This window comes from Nonomuraea indica (genome assembly GCF_002850745.1).
GTDB lineage: Bacteria > Actinomycetota > Actinomycetes > Streptosporangiales > Streptosporangiaceae > Nonomuraea > Nonomuraea indica.
Genome location: NZ_KZ559467.1, coordinates 796,199 through 818,688, shown reverse-complemented (window position 1 = coordinate 818,688; position 22,490 = coordinate 796,199). Strand labels below are relative to the sequence as shown.

Annotated in this window: 21 protein-coding genes and 1 tRNA gene; 9 read left to right on the top strand and 13 right to left on the bottom strand. The window is 72.3% G+C overall.

The window, feature by feature from the left end:
• Positions 1 to 139: 139 nt before the first annotated feature.
• From CXR44_RS07775 to CXR44_RS07765, 3 genes are all read right to left on the bottom strand, one after another.
• On the bottom strand, positions 140 to 1,216 hold the full coding sequence (locus CXR44_RS07775) for a threonine aldolase family protein (protein ID WP_101784171.1): 1,077 nt from the start codon (positions 1,214 to 1,216) through the stop codon (positions 140 to 142).
• 194 nt (positions 1,217 to 1,410) lie between these two features.
• Positions 1,411 to 1,947 carry a hypothetical protein gene (locus CXR44_RS07770; protein WP_101784170.1) on the bottom strand — a complete coding sequence of 179 codons (537 nt, stop codon included), beginning with the start codon at positions 1,945 to 1,947 and terminating at the stop codon, positions 1,411 to 1,413.
• Between the two features lie 43 nt (positions 1,948 to 1,990).
• Positions 1,991 to 2,590 carry a DUF6286 domain-containing protein gene (locus CXR44_RS07765; RefSeq protein ID WP_144069889.1) on the bottom strand — a complete coding sequence of 200 codons (600 nt, stop codon included), beginning with the start codon at positions 2,588 to 2,590 and terminating at the stop codon, positions 1,991 to 1,993.
• Positions 2,591 to 2,728: 138 nt separating this feature from the next.
• Here CXR44_RS07765 and CXR44_RS07760 point away from each other — a divergent pair, with 138 nt between their 5' ends.
• Positions 2,729 to 3,922, top strand: coding sequence for an amino acid deaminase/aldolase (locus CXR44_RS07760; protein WP_101784168.1), 1,194 nt, complete (start codon positions 2,729 to 2,731; stop codon positions 3,920 to 3,922).
• Positions 3,923 to 3,940: 18 nt separating this feature from the next.
• Here the strand turns inward: CXR44_RS07760 and CXR44_RS07755 are convergent, their stop codons facing one another.
• Positions 3,941 to 4,309, bottom strand: a complete 369-nt coding sequence (locus CXR44_RS07755; RefSeq protein WP_342748531.1) for a DUF3618 domain-containing protein — start codon at positions 4,307 to 4,309, stop codon at positions 3,941 to 3,943.
• A 128-nt stretch (positions 4,310 to 4,437) separates the two neighbouring features.
• Between CXR44_RS07755 and bcp the strand changes: the two genes are divergently transcribed.
• Both bcp and CXR44_RS07745 read left to right on the top strand, forming a co-directional pair.
• Positions 4,438 to 4,911 carry a thioredoxin-dependent thiol peroxidase gene (gene bcp / locus CXR44_RS07750; RefSeq protein ID WP_101784166.1) on the top strand — a complete coding sequence of 158 codons (474 nt, stop codon included), beginning with the start codon at positions 4,438 to 4,440 and terminating at the stop codon, positions 4,909 to 4,911.
• Positions 4,912 to 5,028: 117 nt separating this feature from the next.
• Positions 5,029 to 5,111 (top strand) — tRNA-Leu (locus CXR44_RS07745).
• A gap of 3 nt (positions 5,112 to 5,114) precedes the next feature.
• On the opposite strand, the gene CXR44_RS07740 is transcribed toward CXR44_RS07745, so the two are convergent.
• Positions 5,115 to 6,113 (bottom strand): HNH endonuclease signature motif containing protein, encoded by a 999-nt coding sequence (locus CXR44_RS07740; RefSeq protein ID WP_101784165.1) that lies wholly within the window; start codon positions 6,111 to 6,113, stop codon positions 5,115 to 5,117.
• 388 nt (positions 6,114 to 6,501) lie between these two features.
• Between CXR44_RS07740 and CXR44_RS07735 the strand changes: the two genes are divergently transcribed.
• Positions 6,502 to 7,515 (top strand): WD40 repeat domain-containing protein, encoded by a 1,014-nt coding sequence (locus CXR44_RS07735; protein WP_144069888.1) that lies wholly within the window; start codon positions 6,502 to 6,504, stop codon positions 7,513 to 7,515.
• A 35-nt stretch (positions 7,516 to 7,550) separates the two neighbouring features.
• On the opposite strand, the gene CXR44_RS07730 is transcribed toward CXR44_RS07735, so the two are convergent.
• Entirely contained in the window at positions 7,551 to 8,390 is an 840-nt protein-coding gene (locus CXR44_RS07730; RefSeq protein WP_101784163.1) for an IS5 family transposase, read from the bottom strand.
• Positions 8,391 to 8,565: 175 nt separating this feature from the next.
• Here CXR44_RS07730 and CXR44_RS07725 point away from each other — a divergent pair, with 175 nt between their 5' ends.
• The 4 genes from CXR44_RS07725 to CXR44_RS07710 all read left to right on the top strand — a co-directional run bounded on the left by CXR44_RS07725 (position 8,566) and on the right by CXR44_RS07710 (position 13,805).
• Positions 8,566 to 9,747 (top strand): sensor histidine kinase, encoded by a 1,182-nt coding sequence (locus CXR44_RS07725; protein ID WP_101784162.1) that lies wholly within the window; start codon positions 8,566 to 8,568, stop codon positions 9,745 to 9,747.
• Positions 9,748 to 9,781: 34 nt separating this feature from the next.
• A complete protein-coding gene (locus CXR44_RS07720) occupies positions 9,782 to 10,432 on the top strand; it encodes a response regulator (protein WP_219601696.1) in 651 nt (216 codons plus the stop codon).
• 105 nt (positions 10,433 to 10,537) lie between these two features.
• Positions 10,538 to 11,290 (top strand): ABC transporter ATP-binding protein, encoded by a 753-nt coding sequence (locus tag CXR44_RS07715; protein ID WP_245898929.1) that lies wholly within the window; start codon positions 10,538 to 10,540, stop codon positions 11,288 to 11,290.
• Between the two features lies 1 nt (position 11,291).
• On the top strand, positions 11,292 to 13,805 hold the full coding sequence (locus CXR44_RS07710; protein ID WP_101784159.1) for an ABC transporter permease: 2,514 nt from the start codon (positions 11,292 to 11,294) through the stop codon (positions 13,803 to 13,805).
• Positions 13,806 to 13,900: 95 nt separating this feature from the next.
• Here the strand turns inward: CXR44_RS07710 and CXR44_RS07705 are convergent, their stop codons facing one another.
• The 5 genes from CXR44_RS07705 to rph all read right to left on the bottom strand — a co-directional run bounded on the left by CXR44_RS07705 (position 13,901) and on the right by rph (position 19,427).
• Positions 13,901 to 14,170, bottom strand: coding sequence for a hypothetical protein (locus CXR44_RS07705; protein ID WP_101784158.1), 270 nt, complete (start codon positions 14,168 to 14,170; stop codon positions 13,901 to 13,903).
• Positions 14,167 to 15,075 (bottom strand): toxin glutamine deamidase domain-containing protein, encoded by a 909-nt coding sequence (locus CXR44_RS07700; RefSeq protein WP_245898927.1) that lies wholly within the window; start codon positions 15,073 to 15,075, stop codon positions 14,167 to 14,169. The genes CXR44_RS07705 and CXR44_RS07700 overlap by 4 nt, the downstream gene beginning before the upstream one ends.
• 1,047 nt (positions 15,076 to 16,122) lie before the next feature.
• Positions 16,123 to 17,913, bottom strand: a complete 1,791-nt coding sequence (locus CXR44_RS07695; RefSeq protein ID WP_245898925.1) for a molybdopterin-dependent oxidoreductase — start codon at positions 17,911 to 17,913, stop codon at positions 16,123 to 16,125.
• 204 nt (positions 17,914 to 18,117) lie between these two features.
• The gene (gene rdgB / locus CXR44_RS07690) at positions 18,118 to 18,711 is read right to left on the bottom strand and encodes an RdgB/HAM1 family non-canonical purine NTP pyrophosphatase (RefSeq protein WP_101784157.1); all 594 of its coding nucleotides are present in this window, start codon (positions 18,709 to 18,711) and stop codon (positions 18,118 to 18,120) included.
• A complete protein-coding gene (rph, locus tag CXR44_RS07685) occupies positions 18,708 to 19,427 on the bottom strand; it encodes a ribonuclease PH (protein WP_101784242.1) in 720 nt (239 codons plus the stop codon). The genes rdgB and rph overlap by 4 nt, the downstream gene beginning before the upstream one ends.
• Before the next feature lie 53 nt (positions 19,428 to 19,480).
• Here rph and CXR44_RS07680 point away from each other — a divergent pair, with 53 nt between their 5' ends.
• A complete protein-coding gene (locus CXR44_RS07680) occupies positions 19,481 to 20,737 on the top strand; it encodes an MFS transporter (protein WP_101784156.1) in 1,257 nt (418 codons plus the stop codon).
• 122 nt (positions 20,738 to 20,859) lie between these two features.
• Here the strand turns inward: CXR44_RS07680 and CXR44_RS07675 are convergent, their stop codons facing one another.
• Both CXR44_RS07675 and murI read right to left on the bottom strand, forming a co-directional pair.
• The gene (locus tag CXR44_RS07675; RefSeq protein WP_101784155.1) at positions 20,860 to 21,612 is read right to left on the bottom strand and encodes an MBL fold metallo-hydrolase; all 753 of its coding nucleotides are present in this window, start codon (positions 21,610 to 21,612) and stop codon (positions 20,860 to 20,862) included.
• Positions 21,581 to 22,432, bottom strand: coding sequence for a glutamate racemase (gene murI / locus CXR44_RS07670; protein ID WP_101784241.1), 852 nt, complete (start codon positions 22,430 to 22,432; stop codon positions 21,581 to 21,583). Before murI ends, CXR44_RS07675 begins: the two co-directional genes overlap by 32 nt.
• Positions 22,433 to 22,490: the final 58 nt, after the last annotated feature.

Below are 22,490 nucleotides of genomic sequence, written 5' to 3'. Positions count from 1 at the left end.
TCGACAAGTACAAGGAGACCTCACGCGGCGGCCTCGCCGTCAACGTCATCGAGTGCTAGGGCCCGCATGGACCTGAGAGGTCGGGTCGCCCGCGCCCTGGTTTCCGGTCCTGCCACCGGTCCCTGGGGCCAGGCACCGTCTACCGGGTGGCGCGGGCGACGACGTCGCGGATGAGATCGACCACCTCGTCGGGGGTGAACTCCATGGCGTTCTCCCCGACGCTGACCTCGAACGCGCATCGGCCCGGCTCCGTCGCCGAACGTACCCGGCCCCAGAGCTGGATGCCGCGCTCGGCGAGGAGGTCCGCGCCCGCCTGCTCGACGGCCCGTCTCGGGGCGGGCAGGTGGACGTGGAACAGCGGGGTCTGCGGCGGGTCGGGATGGACGCGGGCGGTGCCGTCCGCGTTGATCGCGGCCGCGATGGCGATGGCGTGCTCGCGGTAGACGGGCATCTTGTCGGCCAGGGTGTCGAGGTGGACCAGCGCGGCCAGGGCGAGCGGCCAGGCGTCGCGGATGCCGCCGCCGAGCCGTTGCCGCCACACCCCCGCCACCTCGACGGTGGCCGCGTCGGAGACGAGCACGGCGCCGCGCACGCCCTGCAGGCTCTTGTAGAGGGAGACGTAGACGGTGTCGAAAAGGGCGGCGATCTCGTCGAACGGCCGCCGGTAGTAGGCCTGGGCCTCCCACAGCCGGGCGCCGTCCAGGTGCGCGGCCGCGCCGGTGGCGCGGACGAGCGCGACCTGCTCGCACAGATCGTCCCATTCGGGCAGCATGCCGCCGATGTCGCGCTGCGGCAGCTCCCAGACGACCGCGGCGAGGGGCTCGCCGATCGCCGCGAGGTCCGCGGCCATCATCGGCTCGTGCAGGTCGCCGGCACGGCGGAACCGCAGGCCGTGGACGGCGTTGTACCCCTGCTCCTCCCACACGTCCAGGTGCGACTGCGGATGGGCGGCGAACGTGCGGCGGCCGCGCCGGTCGGCGTGCACGCGCAACGCCACCTGCTGGGCCATCGTGCCGCTGGGGAAGAACAGCGCGCTCTCCTTGCCGAGCAGGCCGGCCAGCCGCCGCTCCAGGACAGCGACGGGACCTTCGGGACCGTCGGCCGGGGTTTCGTCGTCCACCAGGGCCAGCATCTGCTCCAGCATCGCGCGCGGCCTGCGCCGGATGGGCGCGTGCAGGAACAGCGACCGCCGCACTTGCGGGCTGGTGTCGGGCATGGAACCCTCCTTCGTTATTGCGACACATTCGCAATAAGTATAGAGACCTTACCCCGGTTAGGTATATGGAACAACTGCGTGGAGATATCGAGCGGCATGGGCGGGCCGGCTCAAGCCGTTGTCGCGGCCGTGCGACAGCGGTGCGAAACGTCCGCACGGCCGGTGCCGTGGAAGCTCGACGCCGAGCGTAGTGGCTAGTCCGACGCCTGACGGGCCGCCTGACGGGCCGACTGACGGCGGACGTGCAGGCGGACGATCGTCCCGACCTCGTCGTCGCAGACCTCCCGGCGGATGCGGCCCACGATGTCACGGTCGAGCTTGCCCGCCATCGCGCCGACGTCGGCCGACGGCGGGCACGTGACGCCGACGCGCAGGCGGACCCCGTCGCCCACCACGCGCACCCCGGCCCGGCTGAGCCCCTCCACGTCCTTGAGGCCGACGCACAGCATGGCCGTCCCCGTACCCGACCGGAACCCCCACCGGCCCCAGCCCAGGCAGATGAGCAACCACCGGAGCGTGACGAGGGCCAGCAGCGCCAGCCCGAGTGCCGCCGCCCACAGCGCCCACGGCTGGTCGGCGATGGCCTCGGCCGTGCGGGCGGGCAGCACCTTGGCCCGCGGCGGCAGCCCAGGCAGCTTGCCCCGGCCGCGCAGCCACGCGTAGGCCCCGGCGAGGAGCAGCAGCGCGCCCACGATCGCCAGGCCGATCCGGTTGCCCGCGTACTGCCTCATCACCGCTCCCCCCGCCGTGACCGGCCGCCCATGTGCCGCCGCATCACCGCCCCCTCCTGCGCAGCCGCACCACGACCTCTCCGGCGGCGAGCGTGCCGACCCCGGCCAGGCGGTCACCCACGGCGTTGCCGACCTGTCTGAGCAGCGCGCCCGTGGTCTCCGTCCGGGTCACCACGGCGACCTCGATCGTGCGCCTGCGCAGCCGTACCCGGGCCCGGTCCACGCCCTCGACCTCCTCCGCGACGGCGCGCAGGGTGCGGCGCAGTCCCGCGCGCGTGATGCCGATGACGATCTTCGGGTCGGATGTCTCGACCGGCACCAGGCGACAGCGGCCCGGCACGACCGCCAGCCCCAGCAGCGTCAGCCCCGCGCCCGCCACCCACAGCGCCGCGAACGGCAGCTCACTCCACGTGTGGCGGCCCGCCAGGTCCAGGACGTGGTCCACCGGCAGCCAGCCGAGCGGGCGGCCCAGCAGCGCCGAGACCACCTCCGCCGCGGTCCCGCCGAGCACGACGGTCAGCGTGGACGCGACCACGGCCCCGGCGGGCGTGCGAGCAGGTCGCAGCGCCCGCGTGGACCGGCGGAGCGGGCTCTCCTGCGCGGCGACGCCGGCGCCGGGGAGTATCTGCTGCAGCGTGGTCATCACACCGATCAGAGGTACAGGGGCGAGGCTGCCGGTGGTCCGGCCCTCGCCGCCGGTTTGCAGGATCATTACGAGCGGCTCCCGGCAACATGAATTTGCCTCATGTTCTTTTGCCGGATATGCGGTTACGCTGGCGATATGGACGATCGCCCGCGCTACGACCGCGCCACAGCGGCGCTCGACCCGCCCTTCGCGATCCTCGACCTCGACGCCCTGCGCGCCAACGCGGCGGATCTCGTCCGGCGGGCGGCGGGCAAGCCGATCCGGGTGGCGACCAAGTCGATCCGCTCCCGGCCGGTGCTCGAACGGATCCTGGCCATGGACGGTTTCCGCGGCCTCATGGCGTTCACGCTGCCGGAGGCGCTCTGGCTGGTCGCCGAGGGGTTCACCGACGTGCTGGTGGCCTACCCGACGGCGGACCGGCAGGCGATCGCGGCCCTCGCCGCGGACCCGCGCGCCGTCAGGGAGATCACGCTGACCGTGGATTCGGCCGAGCATCTCGACCAACTCGACCACGTGCTGGCCGCCGTCCGGCCTCGCCCCGAGATCCGCCTCTGCCTCGACGTCGACGCCGGATACGTGGCCCTGGGCGGGAAGTTCCGGGCGGGCGCCCTCCGCTCCCCTGTCCGCGAGCCCGAGCAGGCCGCGGACCTCGCCGCCGAGATCGCCAAGCGGCCCGGGTTCCGGCTCGTGGGACTGCTCGCCTACGAGGCCCAGATCGCCGGCGTGGGCGACGCGCCGCCCGGCAACATCCTGCTCGCCCGGGCGATCAGGATCATGCAGGCCCGCTCGGCCCGCGACCTCATCCTGCGCCGCGGCCGTGTCGTCAACGCCGTCAGCAGGCTCTGCGACCTCGAGTTCGTCAACGGCGGGGGCACCGGCTCGGTGGAACGCACCGTGCGGGAGAAGGCCGTCACCGAGGTGGCCGCCGGGTCGGGGTTCTTCCATCCCCGGCTGTTCGACTTCTACAGCGGCTTCACCGGCCGGCCGGCCGCGCTGTTCGCCCTGCCGGTGGTCCGGCGGCCCGCCCCCGGCACGGTCACCGTGCTCGGCGGCGGCTACGTCGCCTCGGGTCCCGCAGGCCCGCTCCGCCTGCCGCAGCCCTACCTTCCGGCCGGGCTGCGCTACGCCCCCGACGAGGGGGCCGGCGAGGTGCAGACCCCCCTCCTCGGAGAGGCGGCCTACGACCTGCGACTGTGCGACCGGGTGTGGTTCAGGCACGCCAAGGCCGGGGAGCTGTGCGAGCGCTTCGCCACGCTCCACCTCATCGAGGGCGACACGCTCGTGGAGTCGGTGCCCACCTACCGCGGCGAGGGCCGTACCTTCCTGTGACCCGCCCCGCCGTCCGGCTCAGCGACGGCGGCCGCGGCGGCGCAGGAGGGCGACGGCCGCGCCCACCACCAGCACGGCGCCCAGCCCGATCAGCACCGGAGCCAGGTTGGGCGGCTCCTCCTCCCACAGCCGGTCGGGACCTGCGCCGTCGCCCGTCGCCGCCGGCAGCGGCCGTGGCGTCACGCCCAGCGCGTCGCCCACGGACGCCACGAAGTGGCCCGCCCGCGTCCGCACGTCGGCCACCGTGCGCTCGGCGACCCGCTTGGGGCTCACCCGGTCGGCGATGGCGTCAACCGTCTGCGCCAACTCGGCGCGTGTCCGCGCGATCCGCCGCTCCAGCTCGTCGGGATCGGTGTCGGCCATGGCTCTCCTCTCGACCACGCTCATGGTCGTGCTCGTCCCCACGATCGGGACGGGCACACCCGCTCCGGCCGTGATCAGTCTGTCAGGTCGGCACGCCGTACGGCACAGCGGGCGGGCCGGTAGGTTTTGCTGGAAGAACTCTGGAGGGCCTCATGACCGAAACCAAGCTCGCGCCCGGCGACGCCGCGCCCGAGTTCACGCTACCCGCCGCCGACGGAGAGACCGTCTCGCTCGGCGCCCTCCGGGGCAGGCGGGTGATCCTCTATTTCTACCCTGCCGCGATGACCCCGGGCTGCACCAAGCAGGCGTGCGACTTCCGCGACAACCTGAACCAGCTGACAGCCGAGGGTTTCGCCGTTCTCGGCGTGTCAAAGGACAAGACGGACAAGCTCCTCAAATTCACCGAACGCGACGCCTTGACGTTTCCGCTCCTGTCGGACCCCGAGCTCGACGTCCACAAGGCCTACGGCGCGTACGGCACCAAGAAGCTCTACGGCAAGGAGGTCGTGGGCGTCATCCGCTCCACGTTCGTCATCGACGCCGACGGCAAGATCGAGCAGGCTCTCTACAACGTGAAGGCCACCGGCCACGTGGCCTCCCTGAAGAAGAAGCTCGGCCTCTCCTGACCCGCGCGGCCCCCATTCCCCCGGGGGCCCGCATTCGTCGGCATGGCCACGATGCGCAGGCTTCCGCGCCGCACCGGGGACGCTAAACTGTTCTGCAGCCCGCCAGAGCGGGGCTTCGCGGGCGTGGCGAAATGGCATACGCGGCAGGTTTAGGTCCTGTTGGTGGAGACACTGTGGGGGTTCGAGTCCCCCCGCCCGCACATTCACCGCCTTGGTGAGCCCCGATTTCTTCCCGCGAATGTCGGTGTCTGCGAATGACAGTTGGGGCACAGCAGCCGTAGGTTGTCCGGGCGGTTGTCGAGGGCGTCGCCATTGATGTGGTCGACCTCCAAAATCAATGGCGCGCCGTGCCACATTTCCCCGACGCCGCAGACCGCACAGGTGGCAGGGACTCCGATGTGCCGGAGGGCACGGCGAAGGGCCGAACCCCGGCTACGGCCGGCACCCTCAGGACGCCGCACGAGGATCGCGGCCGGATCCCGGTACGACCCTGCGGACGCCGCCCCGGTCAGCCGCCGGCGAAAGTGGGCGGTGTCCAGACCAAGGTGCCTGATGTGGCGCAGGACGCGGCGCCGGTTTGTCTCCCCGGACTCCAGGCCGAGGTGGCGCATCATCTCCGCGACCGACCTGGAGATCCGGGCCGCCGAACGCACCGCTTCGTCGTCGAGACTCAGCCGCCGAAAGCGCACGGGCTCGTCGATGCCGTAGGCGCGCAGCAGAGCGCGCACCTCGCCACGGACCTTGTCGCGCTCGGGCAGACCGAGACGCCGGAGAATGTCTCGCATACTCCTGGCCCCGTCCGCCGCCTCGGCCAAAATCTGACGGTCGAAAGCAACTGCGGAGGAATGCTGCCGAGCGCTCCGGGCGTGAGTGAAATGAGCGGTGCTGACGCCGGCAGCCTTTATACGCCTGCTGATGTGCGAATGAGCACCACCACTGCGGGTGATACCGAGATAATCGAGGACGCCCCCGATACTGGTCGACGCGGCGACCGCCACACGGAGCATTTCCGTCGTGTACTTGGTGGCGGGTCTCCGCCTGAAATGCGTCGTGTCGATGCCCGCCTGGTCCACCGCCCGCCTGATGCTCGCCCGGCGGCCACCGGTGTTCTTCACCCCCAGCAGGGACAGCACCTCGGTGACAGAACGCGCCTGGCTCACCAGGCGAGCCAGTTCTTCAGTAGACGGCCGAGCGGGCAACATGCCCGCAGCTTAGGGGCGTCGACCGACATTCTCGGCAGAGAGCAGGCGAGGGCCCGAGGATCAGAGGGACGGGTCGCGCGGCGCTTCCTCAATCGCCGCGCGACCCGGCATCGCGATCATGATCCGCCATCACGATCTCCCTTTACTCGCCCCCCAGCGGGCGCTCCCAATGACAAGGATGCCCAAAGACCTGTAAAGCCCGCGTAAGCCTTGATCTCTCTGACCGCGGGCGTCTAAGAACTCGCGCGGATAGGCGGCTTGACGCCGCCCGTACCGGTGTGCCGAGCACACCGTTGGCGAGCCGAGTGTCAGAGGGAGCTGGCAGGGTGTCGGTATGTCAGTTCACTCCTCCTTGCTCTCCAGTCAGCCTCCGTCCCCCCACCACATCGTGGATTTCGACCTTGTTACCCTCAACGGTCGGCTGATCCTCGTCGGTAGCCCCGACAGAGACCGGCTTGCGTGCACCTGGGATCCCGCCAGCCATCGCTGGGCACAGTATGAGCTCGACGTCCCGGACGAGGAATTCCCCTACACGGAGCTCACTTCGATCGGTGCCGCGGTGGTGGACGGTCGGATCGTGATCGGCGGTGGAGGTGATCATCAAGGCTTCGCCATGTGGGACCTGGAAACGGGCAAGGTACGGTTGAGCGCACAAGAGGGCGGTACGTCCTCGGTGGTCAGGGCCGACTTCGGTGACCGCTCGAGGTTGCTCGTGGGATTCTCCGGCACGTGGGGCGTGGAGTTGTGGGATCCGTCCGTTGCCGAGCCGGAGGACTGGCATGACGACGATGCCGACGCTGACGACCTTGAAGACGAGGACGACGAGGACGATTCCGTGACAGAGCCGGAGCGGCCTTCGCCTTACGACTCTCTTGTGAACATTGAGGGATTGGAATGCAAGTCGCGCGCCAGTAGCGCTGCCGCGGCGGGACTGTTGGCAGGCAGGCCGGTCGTGGTGGCCGGTGGCCGGGACGGTGGCGTGCTCGTGTGGGATATCGAGGAAGAGCGGCACCTCGCCAAATTTGACAACCTAGACGAGACGCCCACCGAGTTCGCCCTGGCCTCGGTAGACGGTCGTATACGGGTCCTCGCAGCGGGAGGGCAGAGCCTCGTGCTGGGAGACCCCGAATCCAACGAGTGGGGCGAACCCCTCACCGTGCCCGGGGACGAAGTCAGCTGCTTGACCGCCGGCACCGTTTACGGTCGTCCGTTTGCCGTCACCGGGGCGATGGACGGGACCATCTGCGTGTGGGACCTGGCCGAGCAACGGTTGCTGGGCCAGTCGCTCCGGGGGCACATCAGCGAGGTGCTCGGGCTGCGGGTGGCCGATCTCGACAGCCGCCCCATGATCATCAGTAGTGCGCACTGCGACTCAGTCCGCCTCTGGGAATTTCCGTTGTAGAGGTCATTGTGAGAGTCACGCGGATACGCGTGCGGTCATGGTCGGCGGTTCGGACGTTCGTCCCAGCGGTAGGTGGTCCATGCCCGTCGGATCAGGCTGCGCACGGTGATGATCGTGTCGGCGAGGTGGAAGAAGGCATCGATGACGTTGACCTGGCGCTCGTAGCACCGGGCAATGCGGTGAAAGGCGTTCTGCCAGGCGTGGGTGCGTTCGGCATACCAACGCTGGCTCGCCTGGATCGGTGCCTTCTCGCCCCTGTGTGCGATGCGGCCGTGCAGGCCACGCTCGTAGAGCAGAGCCCGGGTAGTGTCGGAGTCGTAGCCGGCGTCCAGGTGCACGGTGATGTCCTCGGGCAGCGGCCCGAGGTCGTGAAGGCGGTCCAGGGTGGGGGCGAGCAGGGGGGAGTCGTGGCGGTTGGCGCCGGCCAGGACGCGGCCCAAGGGAATGCCGTATCCGTCCGTCATATCCGAGCGTTTCAGGCCCTGTTTGCCGCGGTCGACCGGGGAGCGTCCGGCGACCCCGCCGCCGGGGGCCTTGGTGATGGCGCCGTCGACGGCGATCTGGTCGAGGACGAGGCCAAGGATCCGGTCGTAGGACTCCAACGCGATCTGTTTGAGCCGGGCGAATACGCCAAGTCGTATCCACTCGTCGCGACGGTTTCTGATCGTGGTGGCTGAGCATGTCGTGTCGGCAATCGCTTCGTAAGAACAGCCGAAGCGCAGCAGTTGCAGCAGCTTGTCGAAGATGATCCGGTCGCTGATCCGTTGACGGTGACAGCCGAGCGGATGGTCCGGGTGGTACACCGGCCGCTCGGGCAGCAGGGCCGCGAATTGGTCCCAGAGCGGCTCAGTCAGCCATGATGGCAGCGCGGGCACAGGTCTCCTCGGTGATCACAGAGCGTCGCAACTCCATGATCACCAAGACTCGTGCCCGTTCTGCTGCCGAGGCCTCCCGCCACCCCAATCTGCGTGGCCTCTAAGACCTGGGTCGTACACCGACTTCCCCCTGAAGGCGGACAAAGCTCGGGCAGGGGCTACGTATCGTGATGTTGTGTTCGGCAGGGTACATGAGTGGTCCAAGCACCACGTCAGGCTGATGGACGCCCTGCGGGTGGGGCCGCTCGCCGCGCTGGCGATCCTCATGGCCTGGCCGTACGTGGCGGCTCCCGCGCAGGGGCCGCCGGGCATGCGGATCGGCGTCGCCGGCTACCTCCTGCTGTCGGGGGCCCTGCTGGCGCCGCTGCTGTGGCAGCGCCGGCGGCCGCTGGCGGCGTTCGCGGGCGTGGCGCTGGTCTGCTTCGGCCAGTGGCTGCTGGCGATCGATCTGGTGCCGGCCAACCTGAGCGTGCTGGTGGCGCTCTGGTCGGTGGCGTGCACCCGCTCGTTCGGGTGGGCGTTCGCGGCCTGGCTCGTCGCCGAACTCGGCGTGTTCCTGGTCATCGTGCGCTGGGACCAGGTGACGATCAGCACGTTCTTCAGCGGCTCGATCTTCGTCGTCACGGTCTGGTTGACCGGGCTGTACGCCAGCACCCGCCGGCGCTACCTGGAGGGCCTGGAGGAGCGGGCCGAACGGGCCGAGCGCGAGCGCGACCAGCAGGCGAGGATGGCCGCCGCCGCCGAGCGCGCCCGGATCGCCCGGGAGTTGCACGACGTGGTGGCGCACAACGTCAGCGTGATTGTCGTGCAGGCCGACGGCGCCGGCTACGCCATCGACAGCGATCCCGAGCAGGCCCGCCAGGCCGTACGCGCCATCTCCAGGACCGGCCGGGAGGCGCTCGCCGAGATGCGCAGGCTGGTCGGCGTGCTGCGCGAGAGCGAGGCGGACGCCACCGACTACACCCCGCAGCCCGGTCTGGCGCAGCTGGCGGAGCTCGTGGACGGCGCCGGCCTGCCGGCCCGGCTGCGGGTGTCCGGCGAGGCGTGCGAGCTGCCGGAGGGCCAGCAGCTCGTCGTCTACCGGATCGTGCAGGAGGCGCTGACCAACGCGCTCAAGCACGGCGGGCCGGGCGTGCGCGCGCTGGTCGAGCTGGTGTACGGCGGGACCGACCTCGTGGTGCGGGTCACCGACGACGGCCGCGGCGCCGCCGCGCCGCCCAGTTCCGGCGGCCACGGGCTGATCGGGATGAGGGAGCGGGTCGCCATGTACGGCGGCGCCGTGTCGGCCGAGCCGCGGCGGGGCGGCGGCTTCGAGGTGCTGGCCAGGCTCCCGGTGCCGCTGACGAGGGCGGCATAGTGGCCGCGGGGACGTCCGGGAGCGGAGGCGCGTGGTGATCCGGGTGATGCTGGTCGACGACCAGGAGCTGCTGCGGGCGGGGTTCCGGATGGTGCTGGGGGCCCAGCCCGACATCGAGGTGGTGGCCGAGGCCGGCGACGGCGAGCAGGCGCTCGCCGTCCTGCGCGGCACCGAGGTGGACGTGGTCCTCATGGACGTGCGGATGCCGCGCATGGACGGCGTCGAGGCGGCCGCCCGCATCCGCGGCCCCAAGGTGCTCATCCTGACCACGTTCGACCTGGACGAGTACGCCTTCGCCGCGGTCAAGGCGGGCGCGTCCGGCTTCCTGCTGAAGGACGTGCCGCCGGCCGACCTGGTGAGCGCCATCAGGACCGTGCACGCCGGCGACGCCGTCGTGGCGCCGCGGACGCTGCGGCGGATGCTCGACCGCTTCGCCGCGCACCTGCCCACCGAGGACCTGCCGGGCGTGGCCGAGCTGACGCCGCGCGAGCGCGAGGTGCTGGTGATGGTGGCGCGCGGCCTGTCCAACCTGGAGATCGCGGCCGGGCTGGAGGTGGCCGAGGGCACGGTGAAGACGCACCTGGGCCGGGTGCTGGCCAAGCTGGGGTTGCGGGACCGGGCGCAGGCCGTGGTGTACGCCTACGAGGCGGGACTGATCGTGCCCGCCCATCGGCCGAAAGGCTGAGCCGGGTCAGCTGGTGTGCTACCCGAAGTCCCTCCTCAGGGCCCAGGGGAAGGGCGAAGGCCGCCCCTAGCGTGGTTCACGTTCGACAAGCACGAAGGAGTGAACGTGACCCTCACCGAGACGCGGCGCCATGCCCCTCCGGCCGTGGTGGCCCGGGGCCTCACCAAGGTGTACGGCCAGGGCGACGCCCGGGTCCACGCCCTGCGGGGGGTGGATGTGGCCTTCGCCACCGGCGCCTTCACGGCGATCATGGGGCCGTCGGGCTCGGGCAAGTCCACGCTGATGCACTGCCTGGCCGGGCTCGACACCGCCACGTCCGGCACCGTGCACATCGGTGACGTGGAGCTGACCGGGCTGGGCGACAAGCAGCTCACGCTGCTGCGCCGCGACCGGATCGGGTTCATCTTCCAGGCGTTCAACCTGTTGCCGACGCTCACCGCCGAGCAGAACATCCGCCTGCCGCTGGAGATCGCGGCCCGGCAGGCTGACCAGGTGCTGTTCGACCGGGTCGTCGAGACGGTCGGGCTGAAGGACCGGCTCGGCCACCGGCCCACCGAGCTGTCCGGCGGCCAGCAGCAGCGCGTGGCCGTGGCCAGGGCGCTCATCAGCAAGCCACAGGTGATCTTCGCGGACGAGCCGACGGGCAACCTCGACTCGCGCAGCGGCGCCGAGGTGCTGTCGTTCCTGCGCACGTCCGTGCGCGAGCTGGGGCAGACGATCGTCATGGTGACGCACGACCCCATGGCCGCCGCGTACGCCGACCGGGTGGTGTTCCTGCACGACGGCGAGCTGGTCTCCGAGCTGGTCGCGCCCACCCCGCAGGGCGTGCTCGACACGCTGATGCGGCTGGAGGGCTGAGGTGCTGAAGACGGCCATGGCGGGGCTGCGCGCGCACACGCTGCGGCTGCTCCTGACCTCGCTGGCGATCACTCTCGGGGTGGGTTTCATCGCGGGCACGTTCGTGCTGACCGACACCATCAAGGCCGGGTTCGGGCAGCGCGTCACGGCGGAGGCCGACAAGGTGGCCGTGGCGGTCCTGCCGAAGGCGGAGCGGCCCGGCGCGGAGCCGTCCACGCCGTCCACGCTCCCGCCGAGCCTGCTGGAACGGCTGCGCGCGCTGCCGGGCGTCACGGACGCGCAGGGCCTGACGCGCGGCCGGACACCGCTGATCGGCAAGGACGGCAAGGCCGCCGGTGACATGCCGACGTCGGGCGTCTCCGTCGCCTCAGGCCCGCTGAACCGCACCACGATCGTCGCCGGCACCGGCCCTGGCTCCGACGACGCGGCGGCCGTGCTCGACGAGAACACCGCCAAGGCGGAAGGGTTCCGCGTCGGCGACACGATCACCGTGCTGGACCACACCGGCGCCAGGCACCCGTTCAAGCTCGTCGGCCTGTTCGACCCGGGCGTCGACCAGGAGCTGGCCTACACCGGCGCCGTGGGGTTCACCCCGGCGGCGGCGGCGCGGATGACCGGCGAGGCGGGTTTCCGGGAGATCGACCTGGCCGGCGCGGACCCGGCCCGGCTCAAGCAGGCCGTGGCCGCGACCGTGGGCGCGGGCGTCGAGGTGATGACGGGCACCGAGCTGGCCGCCCGCCTGGCCGCCCAGGCCGGGGTCGAGATCGACGCGATGAGCCTCGCGCTGCTGATGTTCGGCCTGGTGGCCATGATGGTGGCCGCGCTGGTGATCTACAACACGTTCAACATCCTCGTCGCCCAGCGCACGAAGGAGATGGCCCTGCTGCGCTGCGTCGGCGCGACGCGTGGACAGGTGTTCGGCTCGATCCTGATCGAGTCCGTGGTGGTCGGGCTGCTGTCGTCCGGGCTCGGCCTGCTCGCCGGGTACGGGCTGGGCGTCGTCACCATGAGGGTCCTGGAGGCGTTCGACGCGCCGCTGCCGACCGGCGCCGCCGTGACCCTGACCCCGTCGACGATCGCCGTCGGGCTGGCGCTCGGCCTGGTGGTGACCGTGGGCGCGGCGCTGCTGCCCGCGCGGACCGCCACGCGGGTCGCGCCCGTCGCCGCGCTGCGCACGCAGGTGGAGGAGCAGACCTTCCGCACCGGCGTGCTGCGGATGCTGTTCGCCGGCCTGTTCCTGGCGGCGGGCCTCGGCACGGCCGGCGTGGGCGCGCTGGCCCTGCAGCCCGGGCAGCCGTCCACCCTCATCGTCGTCATGGCCGGTGGCGCGCTGACCTTCCTCGGCGTGCTGATCCTCGGGCCGGTGCTGGTCAGGCCGCTCAGCGCGCTGGTCGGGTGGGTTCCGCGCCGGCTGTTCGGGGTCCCGGGACGGCTCGCCGTGGACAACTCCGGCCGCAATCCCAAGCGGGCGGCCACCACGACGGTGGCGCTGACCATCGGCGTGACGCTGATGACGCTCATCTCGGTGGTCACCGCCTCGACCCGGGCGACCATGGACGCGAAGCTGGACGAGCAGTTCCCGATCGACTACATGCTGGCCTCCCAGGACCGCGAGGCCGCCGTGCCGCGGTCGGTCGGCGCGTCGCTCCGGCAGCGGCCCGAGCTGCGCGACGTCGTCCAGATCCGCCAGACGACCGCCACGAGCGGCGCCCGGCGGGTGCGGATCGGCGCGTACGAGGGGCCGTTGCAGCCGGTGGTGAAGGCGGGCTCCCTGCGGGATCTCGGGCCCGGCGAGGTCGCGGTGCGCGCCGCCACGGCCGCGGAGTTCGGCTGGCGGGTGGGCGGCACCGTGCCGGTGAAGACCAAGCGGGCCGGCACGGTGTCGCTGACCGTGGTCGCGCTCGTGGACGACGACACGCCGATACCGTCGCTCACCATGGCCCCCGCGCAGTTCGACAGCGCCTTCGGCGCGGTCCCCGACTCCAGCGTGCTGGTCAACGTCGAGGACGGCATCAGCCCTGACCATGCGCGCAACCTGGTGGACGCGGCCGTCGCGGCCTATCCGACGGTCAAGGTGTCGAGCTCGACCGCGGTACGGGGTGAGTTCGACGAGGCGCTGGACATGCTGCTGATGATCGTCACCGGTCTGCTCGGACTCGCCGTCCTCATCTCGCTGCTCGGCATCGCCAACACGCTGGCGCTGTCGGTCCACGAGCGGACCCGGGAGTCGGCGTTGCTGCGCGCCCTCGGGCTGACCCGGTCGCAGCTGCGGCGGACGCTGTCGGTGGAGGCTCTGGTGCTGGGGCTGATCGGCGCGCTGATCGGGGTGGTGCTCGGGCTGGTGTTCGGCTGGGCGGCGGTGCGCGTCATGGCCGACGGGGCCAGGTACGCGGTGCCCGGCGGCCAGATCGCGATGCTGGTCGCGCTGTCGGGCCTGGCGGGAGTGCTCGCCGCCGTGCTGCCGGCCCGCCGCGCGGCCAGAGCCTCGATCGTCGGCTCCCTCGCCGCGGGGTGACGCGGAGCGCCTCGCGAGAGGAACGCCCCCGGCCTGCGAGCCCTGGGCCGGGGGCGTCCCCGCAGAAGCGTACGGGTAATTCCGCCCCGATGGTGTCAGCGGGGGGTGCGACCGGGCCACAACTCGGCGACGGTCTCCGGATCGAGGAGCGGGCGGCACACGACCTCGCCCGTGGCCTTGTCGATCACGATGCACCCGCCGCCCACCGTGCTCGGCAGGGTGGCCGGGTCGTCCGGCTCGGGCTCGCGGACCCAGGCCACGTACCCCTGGTGGAACTGGTGCAGCCCCACCGTCACCGGGTCGTCCACCGGCCGCATGCCGTTGTAGTACTCCTCCGCCACCGCCCTGGCCTGTTCGAGGTTCACCGGGGCCGTCCCTCGCTGTCGATGATGATGCAGAACACGCCGGTCACCGTGGTGTAGGGCGGCTCCACCGCCATGTGCCCGCGCTGGGCGTCGATCCAGATCACCTCGCCGCCGGAGTTGACGGCGTTCCAGGCGTGCGTGCCACCGCCGGGCCAGCGGACCAGGAGCACGGCCGCGGCCCCGTGCCCGGCGTCGAGCAGCCGCCGCGCCAGCATGGGGTAGGCGTGCCGCCCGTGGCCGGCGAACTGGAACCGCTGCCCGATCCACCGTTCGATCCGCGCCGTGCCACCGGCCTCGCCGCCGAGCAGCGGCCTGCCGATCCGGTCGTACTCGGGCTGTCTCGGCGCGGCGGCCTCGGGCTCGCCGTGCCAGGTGGACAGCACCGCCAGCGCGCAGTCGGCGGCGTTGGAGGCCCGGAACGGGTCGTCGGCCGGGCCGCCTCCGTTCACCAGCCGCACCCAGGTGCCGCGCGGGTCGGGGAAGCGGGTGCCGGGCGGCACGGCCAGCGCGAGGTCCCGCTCTACCTGCTGGTCCGGCCGCGCCAGCCCGCCCGGCACCCCGTACGGCCTGCAGTGCGCCAGCCTCGGCGGGCGGTGCGCCAGGTCGAACCAGGTCCGCGTCGCACCCGCCGGGGAGCCCTCCCCGGCCGCCGGCGGCGCCGCCCACGAAGGCGTGGCCGGCGGCCGGCCGGGCAGCGCGTGCGCGGGACGCGCCTCGCACCCTGGCGGCACGCGCAGATGCGCCTCAGGGCCGGACACACCCTGCACCCGCTCGGGACCGGACACGCCCTCCACGCGCGGCTCGTGACCGGACACACCCTGCGCCCGCAGCTCAGGACCGGGCACACCCTGCACCCGCAGCTCAGGACCGGACGCAGCCTGCACCCGCAGCTCAGGAGCGGACACACTTTGCACCCGCAGCTCAGGAGCGGATACGCCTTCCACACGCGGTTCGGGACCGGGCGCAGCCCGAGGGCCGCATGCCGGGTGAGGGGGCGGCCCGGGTGTGTCCGCTGCTGGAGGACGCGTCTCGGGGCTGCCTGCCGCCATCGGGCCGGTCGGCGCGAACGTCTCGGCCGCCCGCGAGACAGGTGGCGGGGGCCACGCGGCCCCGCGATAGGCGGGCGGCGTCGCCGAAGCCGCCCCGTCTCGGACGGGTGCCATCACGGGCGGCACCGTCGACGGCGGCGCCGTCACGGGGGGCGCCGTCACGGGGGGCGCCATCGCGGGCGGCGCCGTCGAGGGGGGCGCCGTTACGGGGGGCGCCATCGCGGGCGGCACTGTCGAGGAGGGCGCCGCCGCAGATGGCGCCGTCACGTGTGCCGCCGTCACAGACGACGCTGTCACGGGTGGTGCTTCCGGAGGGAACGGCGACCTTGCGGATGCCTGCCCGCCCCACGGGGCCGGCCCGGTTGCCGGTTGGACCTGCGCGCTCGCGTGCCCGGGAGGCAGGCCGTCGCCCGCGGCGGCCGGGGTCTCGTCCTGACCGGTCGCCGTGCCGGGGGCGAGGCGCGGGGCCGTCCCGGGAGACGGCTGCGCGGGTGCCGCTGCGGCGGGCGTCTCGGGTGGCGCCGCCGGCTCCGGAGGCGGTTGGTCGCGCGGAGTCGCGGGAGGCTCGTGATCCCGCGGAGGGGCCGCGGTGGCGGGCTCCTCCCCGGGCGGCGAGGCGGTGGAGGGCTGGGCGGGGCGGGCGGCGGGCGGTTCGGGTTCGGCGGCGCGCTCGTAGTCACGCCAGCGCACGCCGTCGCCGACCACGGGGTTGTAGTCCCCCTCGAGAAGGACCCACCGGACGCCGGGCTTGCGGTCGCGGATCACGTGCTGCCTCCTGTCCTGCTCGACGACCGATCGTAGGGCCGCCTGCGCGTGCCAGGAGGGAGAGTCGGGAACTTTCCCGTCGCCGTCCACCGGCCGTACCAGCACAAACGTGGCGAACCACCACGCCGCGCCGGTCTGTCAGGCGACCTCGACCGTGACGGTGTGCCAGCCGGTCGCGCCGTCCGGGGCCGTGGGCGTCCGCTCTTCGGTCTGGGTACGGCCGGCGGCGTCCGTGGCGCGGACCTCGATCGTGTGACCGCCCGGGGTGGCGTCCCAGTCGAGCGCCCACTGCCGCCAGGTGTCCGGCCCCGGCACGCGGGCCAGCCTCGCCTGCCGCCAGGCCCCCCGGTCCACGCGAACCTCCACGGCGTCGATACCGGTGTGCTGGGCCCAGGCGACCCCGGCGATCGTGACCCGTCCGGCCGCGAGCGAGGCGCCCGGCTTGGGCAGGTCGATGCGCGACTGCGTCTTGATCGGCCCCTTGGCCGCCCAGCCGCGTGGTGTCCAGTACGCCTCGTCCCGGTCGAACCGGGTCACCTTGACGTCCACCACCCACTTGGTCGCCGACACGTACCCGTACAGCCCCGGCACCACCTGCCGTACCGGGAAGCCGTGGTCCACGGGCAGCACCTCTCCGTTCATGGCCACGGCGAACAGCGCGTCGCGCCCGTCCATGACCACGTCCACCGGCGTGCCGCAGGTGAATCCGTCGTCGGAGGTGGACAGCAGCATGTCGGCACCGGACCGGAGACCGGCCCCGCGCAGCACGTCGGCCATCCGGACGCCGAGCCAGCGGGCGTTGCCCGCGTACGGACCGCCCACCTCGTTGGACACGCAGGTCAACGTGACGTCGGCCTCGGTGAGCGGCATCCTCAGCAATTCGGCATAGGTGATTTCGACGGGCCGGTCCACCATGCCGTGGATCCGCAGCCGCCACGCCCGGGGATCGACCTGGGGGACGACGAGCGCGGTGTCGACCCGGTAGAAGTCGCGGTTGTTCGTGATGAACGGGGTCAGGCCGTTGATGCCGAGGTCCACCCCGGCGGGCAGCGGCGCGGCCGGGGTGGCGGGGCGCGGCAGTGCCAGCCCGGTCCGGGCGGCGTCGACCGCCTGCCTGCCCTCCAGCATCCGGCCGAGTACCAGGCTCACCCCCGCGACCGCCGCTCCGCCCGCGGCTCCGGTCAGCAGGCTGCGCCGGTCGAACGCGTGCGGCCCGCCTCCCGCCCGCATCACCGCCGGCCGCCCCGAGATCGGCTGATCCGCCGTCGGCCGTTCGGCGATCTGGCGGTCCGCCGTCGGCCGGTCCGTGATCGGCCCCTCCGCCGTCGGCCGGTCCGCCGTAGGCTGGTCCGCCGCCGACTGGTCCGCCGTCGGGTGATCCGCCATCGGCCGATCCGCCGCCGACCGGTCCGCCGTCGGGTGGTCCCCCGCCGGCGAGTCCGGCGATGCCGCGCCCGCCGCCGTCGCGACCTCGCCGGGGCGTGCGCCGCCGCTCGCGCGCCGTACCAGCCACCGCAGCGTCCACGCGCCGGCGGCGATGCCCACGACTGTCGGCACCACGTCGAGAGCGCTGGCACCGGGACGGGTGAGGACGGCGGCCAGCCCGATGGCCCCCAACGCGGCCAGCCCGGCGTACCCGTACGCCGTCCGCCGCAGGGACAGCACGCCCACCGCCGCCGCCAGCGCGGCGAGGACCACCAGCGTCCCGCCGATGAGGACCGTCTTGTCGTTCTCCCCGAAGGTGGAGATCGCGAACTCCTTCAGGGGCGCCGGCGTGAGGTCCACGACGGCGCCACCCACCGCCACGACCGGGGACGCCTCGGCCCGGACGGCCCCGGCAGCGAGCTGGGCCACTCCGAGCGCCACGGCGCCGGCCACCACACCCGCGATCGCACCCGCCCAGGCGGGCACCACGTCATTGCTCTGCACGTCATCGACGCTACGCCCGTCGTGGCGGCGTGGTTCTTACACCCCGGTTACGAAGCGCCCCGGTCGCGGCGTTCTGATCACAGCAGGCCGGGTCACCGCGGGCTGATCAAGCAGCCCGGTGCCAGCGCCCAGGCCACGCATCGGCCCAGCGCGAGGCAGCCCGCCGCGATGCGTCCCGTCAGGCAGCGGTCCGGACCCGGGAGGTCACGGGGACGACAGCAGGTCACGGACGATGGGGGCGAGGGCGCGGAAGGCGCGGCCCCGGTGGCTGATCGCGTCCTTCTCCTCCGGAGACATCTCCGCAGTGGTGCGCGTCTCCCCCTCGGGCACGAAGATCGGATCGTACCCGAACCCGTTGGTGCCGCGAGGAGTGGCGACGAGGCTGCCCCGCAGGGTGCCGTCGACGGCCCGTGCCTGCCCCGACGGCAGCGCCAGCGCGGCCACGCAGGCGAAGTGGGCGGTCAGCCGCTCGGCGGGCACGTCGGACACCTGAGCCAGCAGCAGGTCGAGGTTGGCCCGGTCGTCACCGTGGCGGCCGGACCAGCGGGCCGAGAAGACGCCGGGCATGCCGCCGAGCACGTCGACGCAGAGGCCGGAGTCGTCGGCCACGGCGGGCAGCCCGGAGCCCTGGGCGACGGCGTGCGCCTTGATCAGGGCGTTCTCCTCGAAGGTGACCCCGGTCTCGGCGACCTCGCCGATGGACGGGAACTCCTCCAGCCCCACGATGTCGAACCCTGCCAGGATGCGGCGCAGTTCGGCGATCTTGCCCGCGTTGCGGGTGGCCAGTACGATCTTCATCGGCCCAATGCCTCCTCCTGGATGAGCGTCAGCTCCTCGCAGCCGGCCACGGCCAGGTCGAGCAGCCGGTCGAGCGTGCCCCGGTCGAACGGCGCGCCCTCGGCGGTGCCCTGCACCTCGACGAAGCTGCCGGTGCCGGTCATGACGACGTTCATGTCGGTCTCGGCGGACACGTCCTCGCTGTAGCACAGGTCGAGCATGGGCACGGAGCCGACGATGCCCACCGAGACGGCCGACACCGAGCCGACGAGCGGGTCGCCGGGACACATCTTGCGCTCGCGCATCCAGGCGACCGCGTCGGCGAGCGCGACGTAGGCGCCGGTGATCGCGGCGGTCCTGGTGCCGCCGTCGGCCTGCAGGACGTCGCAGTCGAGCAGCACGGAGTTCTCCCCCAGCGCCTTGTAGTCGACGCAGGCCCGCAGCGAGCGGCCGATCAGCCGGGAGATCTCATGGGTGCGGCCGCCGATCTTGCCGCGGACCGACTCGCGGTCGTTGCGGGTGTTGGTGGCGCGCGGCAGCATCGCGTACTCGGCCGTCACCCAGCCCTGGCCGCTGCCCCGCCGCCAGCGCGGCACGCTGTCCTGGACGGAGGCCGCGCACAGCACCTTGGTGCCGCCGAACTCCACGAGCACCGAGCCCTCCGCGTGGGCCAGCCACCGCCGCGTGATCGTGATCGGGCGGAGCTGGTCAGGCGTGCGGCCATCCTGTCGAGACATGCAGATCACCCTATCCCCGTGCTGTGACGCTCTTGACCGAATGTGTCCGACACATGGATCCTTACGCAATGACAACGGGGGTGTTGCGGAGCCCTGATTTCCTCCGCTTCCTGAGCTCGCATGTGGCCAACGAGATCGGGACGAACATCTCGCGCGTGGCGCTCCCGCTGGTCGCCGTGCTCACCCTGAACGTGGGGGCGTTCCAGGTGGGGCTGCTGTCGGCCCTGCAGAGCGCGGCGTTCCTGGCGGTCGGGCTGCCGGCGGGGGTGTGGATCGACCGGATGCGCAGGCGGCGCGTGATGATGACCGCCGACCTGGTCCGGTGCGCGCTGTTCGGGAGCGTCCCGGCCGCGCACGCCCTGGGGCTGCTGTCGATCGAGATGCTGCTCGTGGTGGCGCTGCTGGCCGGGGTGGCCCAGGTCTTCAACGACGTGGCCGACCAGACCTACCTGCCGGAGCTCGTCGGCAAGGAGCACCTGAGCAGCGGCAACTCCAAGCTGGAGGTGGTGCGCTCGGGCGGCGCGCTGGCCGGGCCGAGCATGGGCGGCGCGCTGGCGCAGCTGCTCGGCGCGCCGCTGACGGTGCTGGCCACGGCCCTGGCCTCGTTCGCGTCGGCCGTGGCGCTCCGCTCGATCAGGACCCCCGACCGCCCACCGGCCACCGCGCCCGAGGGCGCCCGCATGCGGCGCGACATCCTCGAGGGGTTCGCGTTCGTCTGGCGCGATCGGCTGCTGCGTCCGATCATGGTCACCACCATGGGCACCAACCTGTGCCTCAGCGCCGTGATCAGCTTATCGGTGCTGTTCCTGGCCGACGTGGTGCGGCTGCCGGCGGGGCTGATCGGGGTGCTGCTCATGTCGGGCGCGGTGGGCGGGCTGCTCGGCGGCCTGACCGGCGCCCGGCTGTTCGGCAGGTACGGCACCGCCCGGGTGACCTGGTTGTCCCTGGCCGTGACCTCGCCCTTCGGCCTGCTGCTGCCGATGACGCAGGCCGACTGGCGGGTGTCGTTCTTCGCCCTCACCTCGATCGCCCTGTCGTGGGGCGCGGTCCTCTACAACGTGGGCCAGGTCACCTACCGGCAGTCGGTCGCGCCGGAGGGCATGCTGGGCCGGGTCAACGCCACGGTCAGGTTCGTGGTGTGGAGCACGATGCCGCTCGGTGCGCTGCTCGGCGGGATCGTGGCGCAGCAGGTCGGGGTGCGCCAGGCGCTGTGGGTGTTCATGGGGGGCCGGCTGCTGTCGTTCCTGCCGCTGGTGTTCTCGCCGCTGGTGCGGCTGCGCGACTTCACGCAGGTGCGCGCCCGCCGGTGACCGGCCGGGCGCGTCCGACCGGCCGCGGGAGGACCGGCCGCAGGAGGACCGGCCCCCGAGTACCGGCCCGCGAGCCGCGCCCTGAGAACAGCCACGCGGAGAGCAGGACCTGGGACCGGTCGTCAGGCCAGCTCGTAGACGGCGCCGCTGCGGGCCAGCTCGATGGGGCCGCCGTAGCCGCCGCGGGAGGCGTCGTCGAGGATGCGCGCCTGGTCGTGCCAGGGCACGAGATGGGTGAGCACCAGCCGTCCGACGCGGGCCTTGGCGGCGTGCTCGGCGGCCTGGCGGCCCGACAGGTGCAGGTCGGCGGGCAGGTCGGGCTGGTCGACGAACGACGCCTCGCACAGCAGCAGGTCGGCCTCCTCGGCCAGCCGCACCAGCTCCGCCGTCTCGCCGGTGTCGCCGGAGTAGGCGACGCTGCGCCCGCCGTACGAGACGCGGAAGCCGTAGGCCTCGACCGGATGGTTGACCAGCCCGGCCGTCACCGTGAACGGGCCGATCTCGAACGTGCCGGGCCGCAGCCGCTCGAAGGCGAACGCGGTCTCCATCCCGGGCTCGTCGGGCATGCCATAGGCGGCGGCCAGCCGGTGCGGCGCGTCGCCGGGCGCGTACACGGGCACCCGTGGGTACGGCGCGTCGGGCCCGTACGTGCGCGCCACGTGGTAGGCGCACATGTCGAGGCAGTGGTCGGCGTGCAGGTGGGACAGGCAGATGGCGTCGACCTCGTAGAGGCCGATGTGTCTCTGGAGGGCGCCCAGCGCGCCGGCGCCGAAGTCGAGCAGCAGCCGGAAGCCCTCCGCCTCGAGCAGGTAGCAGGACGCGGGGCTGTCGGGACCTGGGAAGCTACCCGAGCAGCCGACGATGGTCACCTTCATGTGGGCCTCCGTTAGAGGTAGTACCCCCCACTGGTGTGACGTCGACCGCATCGATCTCCGGGCCCAGGAAACGCCGTCCGAGCTGGGCGAACAACGTGGAGTCGCCGGTGGCGCGGAAGCGGTGCCGGGGGGTGGCGTCGCTGCCGGCCGCCAGGTCACGGTCGTGCAGGATCCGATAGACGTCCTTGGCCGTCTCTTCGGCGCTGGAGACCAGCGTGACCCCGTCACCGGCGACGTACGAGATGGCGCCGGTGAGCAGGGGGTAGTGGGTGCATCCGAGGATGAGTGTGTCGCACCCGGCCTCCCTGATCGGACTCAGGTAGTCGCGCACGACGCCGATGAGCTCGTCGCTCATCGTCTCGCCGCGTTCGACGTAGTCGACCAGCAGTGGGGCGGCCACGCTGGTGAGTTGCACGTCGGGTGCGGCGGTGAAGGCGTCGTGGTAGGCCATCGACTGGATGGTGGCCCGGGTGGCGATGACCCCGACCTTGCCGGTGCGGGTGGCGCGCACCGCGCGCCGGGTGGCCGGGTGGATCACCTCGACCACGGGCACGTCGTAGCGTTCGCGGGCGTCGCGCAGCACGGCGGCACTGGCGCTGTTGCACGCGATCACGAGCATCTTGACGTCCTGCTCGACGAGGTGATCCATCACCCGCAGCGCGTACGCGCGCAGCTCCGCGATGCTCTTGGGTCCGTACGGCTGGTTGGCCGTGTCGGCCACGTAGGTGATGGACTCGTGGGGCAGCTGGTCGATGATCGCCCTGGCGACCGTCAGGCCGCCCACCCCGCTGTCGAAGATCCCGATGCTCGCTTCCGGCACCTTTCGAGGGTAGGCGACCTGCGGGATCCGCACTGCGTAAGAATGCTCACAGTGCAGG